Source organism: Noviherbaspirillum saxi (assembly GCF_003591035.1).
Taxonomy (GTDB): domain Bacteria; phylum Pseudomonadota; class Gammaproteobacteria; order Burkholderiales; family Burkholderiaceae_D; genus Noviherbaspirillum; species Noviherbaspirillum saxi.
On sequence record NZ_QYUO01000001.1, the window covers coordinates 3,096,562 to 3,108,110 of the forward strand.

At 56.1% G+C, this 11,549-nt stretch carries 9 protein-coding genes and 1 rRNA gene; 4 read left to right on the plus strand and 6 right to left on the minus strand.

Going from position 1 to position 11,549, the window contains the following annotated elements:
• Positions 1–2,073 (minus strand): molybdopterin-containing oxidoreductase family protein, encoded by a 2,073-nt coding sequence (locus D3871_RS14610; protein WP_119769553.1) that lies wholly within the window; start codon positions 2,071–2,073, stop codon positions 1–3.
• A gap of 250 nt (positions 2,074–2,323) precedes the next feature.
• Between D3871_RS14610 and D3871_RS14615 the strand changes: the two genes are divergently transcribed.
• Positions 2,324–3,523, plus strand: coding sequence for a M20 aminoacylase family protein (locus D3871_RS14615; RefSeq protein ID WP_119769554.1), 1,200 nt, complete (start codon positions 2,324–2,326; stop codon positions 3,521–3,523).
• The gene (locus D3871_RS14620; protein ID WP_119769555.1) at positions 3,523–4,560 is read left to right on the plus strand and encodes a DUF2891 domain-containing protein; all 1,038 of its coding nucleotides are present in this window, start codon (positions 3,523–3,525) and stop codon (positions 4,558–4,560) included. The genes D3871_RS14615 and D3871_RS14620 overlap by 1 nt, the downstream gene beginning before the upstream one ends.
• Here D3871_RS14620 and D3871_RS14625 read toward each other — a convergent pair.
• The 4 genes from D3871_RS14625 to D3871_RS14640 all read right to left on the minus strand — a co-directional run bounded on the left by D3871_RS14625 (position 4,537) and on the right by D3871_RS14640 (position 9,247).
• The gene (locus D3871_RS14625) at positions 4,537–5,364 is read right to left on the minus strand and encodes a DUF3047 domain-containing protein (protein WP_119769556.1); all 828 of its coding nucleotides are present in this window, start codon (positions 5,362–5,364) and stop codon (positions 4,537–4,539) included. The genes D3871_RS14620 and D3871_RS14625 overlap by 24 nt on opposite strands.
• A 53-nt stretch (positions 5,365–5,417) precedes the next feature.
• Positions 5,418–7,226 (minus strand): ABC transporter ATP-binding protein/permease, encoded by a 1,809-nt coding sequence (locus D3871_RS14630; protein ID WP_119769557.1) that lies wholly within the window; start codon positions 7,224–7,226, stop codon positions 5,418–5,420.
• A gap of 98 nt (positions 7,227–7,324) precedes the next feature.
• Complete coding sequence (locus tag D3871_RS14635) at positions 7,325–8,317, minus strand: tripartite tricarboxylate transporter substrate binding protein (RefSeq protein WP_119769558.1); 993 nt, start codon at positions 8,315–8,317, stop codon at positions 7,325–7,327.
• An 18-nt stretch (positions 8,318–8,335) separates the two neighbouring features.
• A complete protein-coding gene (locus D3871_RS14640) occupies positions 8,336–9,247 on the minus strand; it encodes an NAD(P)-dependent oxidoreductase (protein ID WP_274381737.1) in 912 nt (303 codons plus the stop codon).
• A 68-nt stretch (positions 9,248–9,315) separates the two neighbouring features.
• Here D3871_RS14640 and D3871_RS14645 point away from each other — a divergent pair, with 68 nt between their 5' ends.
• Positions 9,316–10,206, plus strand: a complete 891-nt coding sequence (locus D3871_RS14645; protein WP_119770089.1) for an SMP-30/gluconolactonase/LRE family protein — start codon at positions 9,316–9,318, stop codon at positions 10,204–10,206.
• Between the two features lie 186 nt (positions 10,207–10,392).
• Positions 10,393–10,941: an acyloxyacyl hydrolase gene (locus tag D3871_RS14650; RefSeq protein ID WP_338016842.1), complete on the plus strand. Its 549-nt coding sequence runs from the start codon at positions 10,393–10,395 to the stop codon at positions 10,939–10,941.
• A gap of 346 nt (positions 10,942–11,287) precedes the next feature.
• On the opposite strand, the gene rrf is transcribed toward D3871_RS14650, so the two are convergent.
• Positions 11,288–11,400 (minus strand): 5S ribosomal RNA (gene rrf / locus D3871_RS14655).
• Positions 11,401–11,549 lie beyond the last annotated feature (149 nt).

The window sequence follows — 11,549 nt, forward strand, 5'->3', positions numbered from 1 at the left end:
CTAAGCTTTCTCCACCTGCACCAGCACGTCATAAAACGTTGGCGCGTTACCCATGTCGGCAAGACGCTGGCTGGTCACCTCATTGGCATTCTTGCCATCGGTGGCAAACTTCTTCCACCAGATGGACAAACCAACCACCAGTCCCTTGCGCGCCTTGTCGGTCACGCGCGCCGTCGCGACGAACGATCCGCGGTCATTGAAGATCCGCACTTGATTACCTGCTTCGATCCCGCGCTCGGCGGCATCGACCGGATGAATATCAAGATGCGGCGTGCCTTCCGTGTCACGCAGACTCTTCACATTGACGAAAGTGCTGTTAAGAAAGTTCCGTGCCGGAGGAGAAATCATTCCAAGTGGATAGCGTTTCGCCAACTCGGGATTACTGGCAACAGATTCATAGGGAGGAATATATGTAGGCAAAGGATCAAGTCCATCAGCCTGCATGCGTGCGCAATAGAATTCGCATTTGCCGGATGGCGTAGGAAAACCGCCATGGGCAAACGGTGCATCCGGTGCGTTCAGCTTTTGCCAGCCGCGTTGCTTGAGCGCGTCCCAATCAAAGTGGATTGCGCGCACATCGTTTCGATTGAAGGCTTGGGCAGCGATTTCATCATCGCTTTCGCGGAAACATGGATCATTGAAATCCATGCGCGCTGCGAGCAAACGAAAGATTTCCGTATTCGGCTTTGCTTCGCCCAGCGGGGCAATCGCGGCATTGTTAGCCATCATGTACAAATGGCCATAGGTTGCATGGATGTCCACATGTTCCAGTTGCGTCGTTGCCGGCAGAACGATGTCGGCATAATCGGCGGTGTCGGTCTGAAAATGTTCGAGCACGACGGTAAACAAATCCTCGCGCGCGAAACCCTGTGCAACTTTAGGAGACTCGGGAGCGACTGCGACAGGATTGGAATTGTAGACGATGAGCGCTTCTATCTTCGGCCCGAATTGCTCCGACGCGTCGTGCAGCAATTCATCACCTATCGTGCTCATGTTGATGGTGCGCGTCGGCTTCTGCATCAAATCCGGCCGCTGCAGTGCGGCGTTGTTCTTGGGGAAGGTATCCGAACTGGATAATTGCACGCCGCCTGCCGCATGGCGCCACGCACCGACCAGCGCCGGCAGACAGCAGATGTTTCGTACCGCCATGCCGCCGCCACGCACGCGTTGCAGGCCGTAGTTAACACGAATGGCAACCGCATCGCCCTGCGTTGCGCACATGCCATAGTCGCGCGCCAGCTGTTCGACTTCTGCAACCGTGATGCCGCAGGTTTCGGCAGTGCGCTGCGGCGTCCATTCCTGCAAGCGCTCTTGTAACGCGTCGAAGCCCAGGGTGTACTGTGCGATATAGTCGTCATCGAGCAGATTGTCCCTGACCAAGACATGCATCATTCCGAGTGCCAGTGCGGCGTCGGTACCGGGCAACAATGCAATGTGCTGATGGCATTTCTCTGCGGTCAATGAGCGGTAGGGATCGATTGCAATCAGCTTGGCGCCGCGTCGCTTTGCTTCTTGTGCACGCATCCAGAAATGCAGGTTGGAAGCGATCGGATTGCCACCCCAGATCAGGATCAGTTTGGCATTTTGAAATTGTTCGATATCGGTACCGATACGCGCACCAAGCGTGTACTTATAGCCTGCGCCACCCGCCGAAGCGCAGATTGTGCGGTCGAGCAGAGAGGCGCCCAGCCTGTTGAAGAACCGTGCGGCCATCGATTCGCCTTGCACCAGACCCATGGTGCCGGCGTAGCTGTAAGGCACGATGGCTTGCGGATCGCGGCGCGCGATGTCTTTCAATTTTCCGGCAATGGTATCGAGCGCTTCATCCCAGCTGACACGCTCGAAACGGCCTTCTCCCTTGCGCCCAACGCGCTTCATCGGATGCAGCAAGCGGTCCTTGTGATAAGTACGTTCGGTATAGCGGGACACCTTGGTACAGAGCACCCCTGCCGTGGTCGGATGATCGGGATCACCGCGTACTTGTGTTGCTACGCCGTCGTCCACGGTCACCAGCATGGCACAGGTATCGGGGCAGTCATGGGGACAGGTGGCGCGTACTATTGATATCGTCATAATTCTTTCCATAGTCGATCGCCCGGTTCTTATGGAAGACCGGGCGCTTCGTCGGATATTTTCTGGGATGCAGAAAATATTCGGTTAAAAATAGCTGATTAAGCATTGCGCAAAAGGCAGCTAAGTTCCCGCAGTCGATTGCGTAATCGATAGAATAACCTGTAAGCGATAGGCGTAATATACCGAGATTGGGCCCTACCCGCATGCTGTGCGGCAACGCTGCCGGCAGTGGACATCAATGGAGAACACCATGAAGCTGATCGATCCGATCGTCGATTTTCAAGCTGAACTGCAACAAATCCGGCGGGATATCCACGCCCATCCGGAACTGTGTTTTGAAGAGCAACGAACAGCAGACCTCGTCGCGCAGAAATTGACGGACTGGGGCATACCTGTGATCCGCGGCCTGGGTATTACGGGCGTAGTTGGCATCATCAGGAACGGCTCAGGCAAGTGCGCGATCGGTTTGCGCGCGGACATGGATGCATTGCCGGTCCAGGAAATCAACACCTTTGCTCATGCCTCCAGGCATCAGGGCAAGATGCACGCATGCGGGCATGACGGACATGTCGCAATGCTGCTGGGGGCCGCGCATTATTTGTCCAAACACCGGAATTTCGATGGCACCGTCTATGTCATTTTCCAACCCGCCGAGGAAGGCGGTGGTGGCGCAAAGCGCATGATGGACGACGGCTTGTTTGAACAGTATCCGATGGACGCCGTATTCGGCATGCATAACTGGCCAGGCGTCCCGGTCGGCACCTTCGGCGTGACGGCCGGGCCGATGATGGCGTCCTCGAATGAATTCGAAGTCGTTATCAAAGGCAAGGGAGCACACGCCGCGCAACCGCACAAAGGCATCGATCCTATCATGGTCGCCGTCCAGATTGCGCAGAGCTGGCAAACCATCGTTACGCGCAACCGCAATCCGCTGGATGCCGGCGTCTTGTCCATTACGCAAATCCATGCAGGCAGCGCAACCAATATCATTCCGGATGAGGCGACGCTGATCGGGACGGTACGCACCTTCAGCACCGAAGTGCTCGACCTGATCGAAGAAAGGATGCGCAACATTGCTCAACACACCGCTGCCGCATTCGATGCAACAGTCGACTTCCGTTTTCATCGCAACTACCCGCCGCTAATCAATCACGCCAAGGAAACGGCTTTTGCCGTCGAGGTGATGAAATCCATCGTTGGCGAAGAGCGGATCGATGCGCAGGTAGAACCCACGATGGGTGCGGAAGATTTTGCCTTCATGTTGCAGGAAAAACCGGGCTGCTATGTATTTATCGGCAACGGTGAAGGCGAACATCGCAGCGCCGGCCACGGCTTGGGTCCGTGCAATCTGCACAATCCAAGCTATGACTTCAACGATGAGCTGCTTCCGTTAGGAGCGACATTCTGGGTACGCCTGGCGGAATCGTATTTGCCGGTGCCGCGCGACTGATGCAGTCAACCGGCGCACCGATAACAGGCAACGAAACGGTGGGCACGCATGCATCCGCCTTTGCGCGTATTGCGCTGGACAACATTGCACGGGAATATCCGCACAAGCTTGATCATCTGGTCAGCAAAGACGGCGACTTGCGGTTACCGCGCGCATTGCATCCGGTGTTTTACGGCAGTTATGACTGGCATTCGTCGGTACACATGCACTGGCTGCTGGCTTCATTGCTGCGGCGGGTGCCGGATATCGCGGAAGCGGAGCGCATCGCAGAATCCTTTGATCGCCATTTCACACGCGCAAATGTCGCCGCCGAAATCGACTATCTGCAGCACCCCGAACACCGTTCGTTTGAACGCACCTACGGTTGGGCATGGCTGTTGAAGCTGCAAGCCGAACTGAGGATGCTGGCGTTGCGCAATACGCGAGCCCAGGCCTGGTCCGATGCCTTGCAGCCGCTGGCCGACCTGCTCGTTGAGCGTTACCTGCATTATCTGCCCCTGGCCAATTATCCAATCCGTGCCGGCACGCATGCCAACAGTGCATTCGGGCTGCTGCTTGCGCTGGACTATGCGGAGCAAGTTCAGCACCTGGCGCTGCGCAAGCTGATTATCGGCAAGGCAAACAGCTGGTTCGGACGTGACCGACGCTATCCTGCCGGGTATGAACCGGGCGGCGAGGATTTTCTATCCGGCGGATTGCTGGAAGCCGCGTTGATGCGGCGTGTGGGGGACAGCTGCAGTTATGCGGATTGGTGGGAAGTGTTTTGTCCCTCGCAGCAGGATCTGCTGGTCTGGCTGACGCCGGTTGCGGTCAGCGACCGCAGCGATCCCCGTCTGGCCCATCTGGATGGACTGAACCTATCGCGCGCATGGTGCTGGAAAATGCTTGCCGGCGAATTACCGCAGCACCTGCGACAACCTGCAGCCGAGGCAGTCACCGCACATCTGCAGGCGTCGCTGCCACAAGCCATCGGCGGCCATTACGTTGGCACCCATTGGCTGGCAAGTTTTGCCTTACTCGCTCTGGCCGACGACTAGCGACTCTGTACCGGTACCATCGGCCGCGGCACGGATGGCGCGCTTGCGCAACAGGCGGATATCGCCATACCAGGCTTCCACTGTCTCGCCGGTATTGTCGGTGTCGGTCAGTACGCCGACACCGATCAGTTTTCCTGGTTTCTCGCCAAATGCCTTTTCATAATCCTCGACGATATTGCGCGCAAAGCTGCGCCATTCGCCAATGCCGCGTGTTCCCTGGGCTGCGACCATCATCTTGATGCGGCTGCTATGGGTACTGCGAATGACCGTGCCGATCGGCGCCTTGTTTTCCCAGATATACATCAGCGTTGCATAGGGAAAGTCATAGCCGGTGACGACCTTTGCCGTCTCGAACAAAATCTGGTCGGCGAATGGTAACGAGTCCTTGTCGCCATCAAAACCAAGGATGATGCGCACCGGCGAGTCTTCTGTAGCCCGTTGCGTGTTGTCGGCGGCCTGTACCAGGTCGGTTATTTTCCATTGCCATTCCAGCCATGGCTGCTGCATCGGATCGATGGCAACCTGCTGCATCAATCCAGAAGAAGCGCTTTCCGCGCGCGCATGCAGCACAGTACGGTTTTCCTTGCTCACCAGTTGATATTGCGTCTGTTTCTTGGTGCGCAGGATCACCAGCGGCTCCCACCCGGCAGGCAATGCGCCGGCGGGACTTGCGGAGAAAACGGATAAGCTTGTATCCCGAATTGGCTGCGTCGCTGTCGTCTCGGATGGCTTCACGGGCTGCTGCGCGCAGCCGGCAAGGCCAGCCAGCAACGTCACTGCAAGCGGTACAAAGAATCGGTTCATGGACTGGCTAGGTTTGACGTGCCTAAGCATGCTGCGGCAGCACAATGGTGTTTTCATGAATTGCCTGTTTTGGATGGCAGGATTGTATAGCGTTGCTGCTGCGTAGCGCGCGCTAACGCCGCTGCATCTTCGGCAGCATGAACAAACTGCCAACGTATCTGATGGTATTTCGCAACGGCCTCACGATGTGCAATGCTGACCACGCTGGCATTAGGCAAGTCTTTCAGCAGTAAGTCATACAGCTGTTCTTCGGTTTGCGGATCGAGCGCACTGGTGGCTTCATCCAAAAACAATATCTGCGGCTTCGCCAACAGCGCGCGCACGAAAGCGAGTCGCTGTTGCTCACCGGGCGACAAGCGCTGACTCCAGTTGTCGGGCTCATCGAGGCGCTCCAAAAGATGGGGCAGCTTGCACGCTTCAAGGTAATGCAGGATCGCGCGCTCCTTATACGCGTTTTCCGCCGCCGGATAGGCGATTGCGGCACGCAACGTACCGATCGGCAGGTATCCTTTCTGCGGCAGGAACAACAGGCGAGCATCGTTTGGCACTTCAATGCTGCCGCGACCATAAGGCCAGATACCGGCGATCGCGCGAAACAGCGTCGACTTGCCACAGCCTGAACGCCCAGTCACGAGAATGCGCTGACTGGGGCGGATCTCTGCGCTCAGCGGTTCTGTTAGTACTGTGCCGTCGGGCAGGTGCAGCGTGACGCGATCGAGCAGAATTGCACCGACGTTATTGCGCTCGACGGTGATGCCAGAAACATGGGTGCGGGCGGCCACGACTGCGGCGTGAAATCCGGCAAGCCGGTTCACGCTGGCTTTCCAGCTTGCCAGCGAGCTGAAGGCATTGATGAACCAGGACAGGGACTCCTGCACATGGCCGAATGCCGAACTGATCTGCATGAGGCCACCGAGCGTGATTGCGCCGGAAAAATAACGCGGTGCACCGACCAGGAATGGAAAGATCACCGCGAACTGGGCATAGAAAGTCGATGTGGCATTGAGCCGTTTGGTGGTACGCATAATAGTCCACCAGTTTTCCCAGATACGTTGGAAGCGGGTACCGAGTTGCTGCTTTTCCTGGATCTCGCCGCGATACAGCGCGACGGCTTCGGCATGCTCCCGAATCCGTATCAAACCAAAGCGAAAATCGGCTTCATACCGCTGCTGATTGAAATTCTGGTCCACCAATGGGCGCCCGATCCAGAATACGATCAGGGATCCGACACCTGCGTACGCGATGGCGAACCAGACCATGTAGCCGGGAATCGTCCATTGCTGTCCGCTCAACATGAATGAGAGTGGGCCGCTGACCGACCATAAGATGCCGACAAAAGAGGCAAGCGAAACGACACTGGATAACAGGCCGAGCGATAAGGTAAGGGAGCCGTTTGTCAGGAATTGCAGATCTTCTGCAATACGCTGGTCTGGATTGTCGGCCAAACGGGTTTGTTCAAGTCGGTAATACGCTTGATTTTCCAGCCACTCGTCCATGTATTGCCGTGTCATCCATGCGCGCCAGCGGATTTCCAGCGCTTGCATCAGGTAGATCCGGTAAATCGCGACCGCGATATAAATGAATGCGAGATAGGAAAAGCGCCACAATTGGGATCGAAACGCGGCAAAGTCCTTATTCTCGAGTGCATTGTAAAAATCTCGGTTCCATGCATTGAACTGCACATCGAGATACACCATGCCTAATGCCAGCGCGATCACAGTAAAAAGCAGGCCGCGCGCTTTCCACTTTTCATCCGAGCTCCAGTAAGGGCGAATGAATTGCCATACGGCGTGCCAGTTGGTGCGTGTGGTGTTAGTGATGGAGGTGGACGATGCGGACGGGATGGGAAGCGCTGCTGTCATGGGAGGCGGTCAAGGCCAATACGGCTGTTATGTCGAGCGGCGACACCTTACCGTGCCGCCGCTTCGCTTTGTTGTAAGTTGCTTGTCGTGCGGAAGCTTCAATCGACCTTGGCGCCGGAAACCTTGACTACTTTTGCCCATTTCTGGCTTTCAGCCTGCATGTGTGCGGCAAACTGTTCAGGCGTATTTCCGACCGGATCAGCGCCTTGGGACACCAGTTTTTCGTTGACTGCGGGAGCGGCCAGCGATTTCGCGATTTCCTGCTGCAGTTTCTTCACTATGTCAGGCGGCGTACCGGCGGGCGCCAGTATGCCGAACCAGGAACTGGCTTCGAAGCCGGCAAGATCGCCGCCCGTCTCGGCAATGGGCGGTACTTCCGGCAAGGCTGGAGACGGCTTGCTGCTCGTCAGCCCCAGCGCGCGCAGTCGTCCAGCCTTGATATAGGGCAGTGCGGAAGGCAAGTTATCGAACATAAGATCGGCTTGTCCGCCTAACAAGTCGGTAATTGCAGGCGCTGAGCCGCGATAGGGAATATGAACCATGAAGGTTTTGGTCTGTGTCTTGAACAGTTCACCGGCCAAGTGAATCGACGTACCGTTGCCGCTCGACGCCATGTTGAGCCTGCCGGGATTGGCTTTGACATAAGCGACAAAGCTTTTCACGTCGGTGATCTTGTTTTTGTCGGCCAGTGCCGCATTCAGCACAAGAACATTCGGAACCGAAGCAACGACGGTGACCGGCGCAAAATCTTTTACCGGATCGTAAGGCAGCTTGGTATACAACGATTGATTGATGCTGTGCGTGCCCACGGTGCCCATCAGTAGCGTATAGCCGTCGGCAGGTGATTTGGCGACGATTTCGGAACCGATGTTGCCGCCCGCCCCGGGGCGATTGTCGACAATGACTTGCTGGCCGAGTGCCTTGCTCAACTCCGCGCCGACGGCGCGCGCAAGGATATCGGTGGTACCTCCAGGTGGAAACGGAACAACCAGCTTGATTGATTTGGCAGGATAGCTTTGCGCGCTTGCACCGCCGGCGGCGGCAAGCGTGATGGAAGCAGCAACTAAGGCCAATAGGGCTTTCAACTTCATGACGTCTCCTCTTTGTTATCAGGGTAGTTGATCCGGCCCGTCGCCAACCCGCTTGCCCGGATTCATGCGTTCCAGCGCAATCAGGGCTGCCGACTGATCGGCGTTTGGTACGACATCGAGAATCGTGCGATACAACTCGGTAAGCAGTTCCGCCAGTGGTAGGCGCACGCCGCCGGAAGCGGCGGCGATCAAGACGTTTTCCAAGTCTTTGGTCTGGCTCTTTACCTGCCCACCGGGCAAGAAATTACGTTCCAGCATGCGCTGTCCATGCACATCGAGAATACGGCTTTCCGCAAACCCGCCGCGGATCGCGGTTCTTACCGCCGCCGGATCGGCTCCGCCTGCCTGCGCCAGCATGAGTGCTTCGGCCACGATGCCCAGCGTACCGCCGACAATCAGTTGATTACAAAGCTTGGCAATCTGCCCGCAGCCTGCAGGCCCTACGCGCGTGGGGCGGCCAAGAAGTTTGAGGATGGGCTCGGCCCGGGTGAAATCGCTTTCACTGCCACCGGCCATGATGGCCAAGGTACCGGCTTCGGCACCAAGAACGCCGCCTGAGACCGGCGCATCCATGAAATTGACATTACGTGCGGCCAGCCTTGCGTGGAATTCCTGCGCTTCGGATTGCCGGGTAGAACTCATGTCGATAACAAGGGTGCCCGGTCGCAGCGCCGCTTCCGCTTGCGCTATGACGTCACGCACGATGGCCCCAGCCTCCAGCATCGTGATGACGACGTGTGCGTCACGGACGGCGTCCGCGGGGGTATCTGCGATATGGGCATTGAGGGTAGCCAAAGGCGCGGCCTTTGCCCTTGTGCGATTCCATACGGTGACGGAAAGGCCTGCCTGCAGCAGGCGTGTGGCCATAGGTTTGCCCATCAAGCCTATGCCGAGAACGGCGATGTTTTGTGCGGGCGCGGAACTGCTCACGTTCGTCTCCTCTAGTGATTCCAAATCATTGCATAATGGTGCACCATCATCTCAAAAAAGCAACTTCCATGTCGACGAATGAAATACGTCCCGTGCTGGATACCCCGATGTTGCTGGGAGAAACACCTCTCTGGCATCCCGAGGAGTCGGCGTTGTTCTGGATCGATATTGCAGGGAAATCGGTACACCGTTTTCGTCCTGCAGATGGCACACATCAACACTGGAACCTGCCGGCAGAGCCTGGCTGCATTGCCTATATCGAAGTTGGGAAACTACTGGTGGCCATGCGGTCGGGTCTCGCGGAATTGGATACCACGACCGGTACGTTGATACATCTTTCGGATCCGCCTTACGACCCGTCGAAAGTGCGCTTCAACGACGGCCGCTGCGATGCGCGTGGTCGATTGTGGGCGGGGACGCTCTTCGATTCGCGTGAACGCCCAGGTGGCAGCTTGTTCTGCGTTGAGCAGGGAAACGTGCGTGATATTGGCAAGCCGGTTACCGTATCGAACGGCGTCGCATTTAGTTGCGATGGCCGTACGCTTTACCATACGGATACGACCGCTCACCGGATCATGGCATATGAGTTCAACGTGGAGACAGGGGAAGTTGGCGGCGCACGGCTGTTCAAGCAATTTTCGGCGGACAAAGGAGCGCAATATGGTGGCCGGCCGGACGGTGCCGCTGTGGATAGCGAAAATGCCTATTGGTGCGCAATGTATGAAGGCGGACGTGTATTACGCATTTCGCCCGACGGAGAAATACTTCGAGAAATAACCTTGCCGGTACGCTGTCCCACGATGGTAGCGTTCGGCGGTGAGGACATGAAGTCCTTGTACATTACGACGGTGCGGCATAACCGTTCGGCCGATGAACTCGTGCGCCATCCTTTATCCGGGCATGTTTTGACGATGCATGTAGACGTTCCCGGTCGGCTTGAATTTGCTTACCGGCTTTAACGGAAGTGAAGGCGTTTTCGACATGTCCGTAAATTGATGCCGGCAGATAAGAGCGCAAGCTGATACGGATTGCAGGAAGAAATTCGGTTAGTTCGAATCGTGACGAATCAACATCTGCGAGAATATTGTCGGCATTCGTTCTGATGAATTGCTAATACACCGGGCGTCCGTTATTGGAGATTAGAATTGATAAAGAATAAAAACGTCGTTAAAGCACTCGTTTTAGCAGCAGGCTTTTGGGGAATGCAATCAGCTACACATGCCGTCGACAGCGCTTCATTGGAAATTGGATCGGGTAATAAAACGCAACTGGCGCGCGTAGGCCTTCAATGGAAATGGGATAGCAAGTGGTGGCAATCGAACGGTACGCACATTGGCGGACATTGGGATTTGACGCTGTCGCAATGGCGCGCTGATAGATTTCACAATATTCCGGGAAACTCGCAGAACCTTATTGATATCGGATTTACTCCGGTTTTTCGCCTGCAGAACGACAACCTCAAAGGATGGTATCTGGAAGGTGGTATCGGTGCTCATTATCTCAGCAAAGTTTATGACAATAACGATCGTCAGTTTTCAACGAAATTTCAATTCGGCGATCACCTCGGGGTGGGATATGTATTTTTGAATAACTTGGACGTCGGCCTGAAAATACAGCACTTTTCAAACGGTAGTTTTAAACAGCCGAATGACGGTACAAATTTTGCGGTGCTTCGCGCCAGTTACGCATTCTGAGGTATTGGTCATGCAAGTAGGCATGCGAACAGCGCCAATCGTGTTCAACGTCAACGATGTCGTTGGCTGAGTAGCGAGAAGAAAAAGCAAGAATTGTGATTGTCATTACCGCAGTTCGTCGGAAGGTGCGTTAATTTTTCCGCATATTTGGCATTGGCTGGGTCGATAGCGCGGCCCGGTGGGGCGCTTTGCTGTCAGTGAAGGGACCGGAGTTGGCGCTACCGGATCGAGGTCCCTGCGGGGCGAAATGGGTAGGGCTGGGCCGAGGCTAACGCAATCGGACAAAGCGGCCGCGCAAAGTAAAACGCCCCCGGCGGTTAAGCTGGAGGCGTTTTGGGGGGTACGAGCCTGACGATGACCTACTTTCACACTGGTTGCAGCACTATCATCGGCGCGAAGTCGTTTCACGGTCCTGTTCGGGATGGGAAGGGGTGGGACCGACTCGCTATGGTCATCAGGCATAACTGGTAGTGTTGCTTGCAGGATCGTTATTGCTAATCCGTCAAACAACGCAATCTGGGAAGAAGTAGTGCGCAGGGGTTCTGCGCTTATTTTGGCGGGCGTGATGTCCAATCGGGCATACGCTTCATACTTGTGTATAACTACCA

Excerpts from the sequence above, each read along its gene's own strand:
- D3871_RS14625 (WP_119769556.1), bottom strand. The coding sequence starts at position 5,364 with ATGAACCGATTCTTTGTACCGCTTGCAGTGACGTTGCTGGCTGGCCTT.
- D3871_RS14630 (WP_119769557.1), bottom strand. The coding sequence starts at position 7,226 with ATGACAGCAGCGCTTCCCATCCCGTCCGCATCGTCCACCTCCATCACT.
- D3871_RS14620 (WP_119769555.1), top strand. The coding sequence starts at position 3,523 with ATGCAGTCAACCGGCGCACCGATAACAGGCAACGAAACGGTGGGCACG.
- D3871_RS14635 (WP_119769558.1), bottom strand. The coding sequence starts at position 8,317 with ATGAAGTTGAAAGCCCTATTGGCCTTAGTTGCTGCTTCCATCACGCTT.
- D3871_RS14615 (WP_119769554.1), top strand. The coding sequence starts at position 2,324 with ATGAAGCTGATCGATCCGATCGTCGATTTTCAAGCTGAACTGCAACAA.
- D3871_RS14645 (WP_119770089.1), top strand. The coding sequence starts at position 9,316 with ATGTCGACGAATGAAATACGTCCCGTGCTGGATACCCCGATGTTGCTG.
- D3871_RS14610 (WP_119769553.1), bottom strand. The coding sequence starts at position 2,073 with ATGACGATATCAATAGTACGCGCCACCTGTCCCCATGACTGCCCCGAT.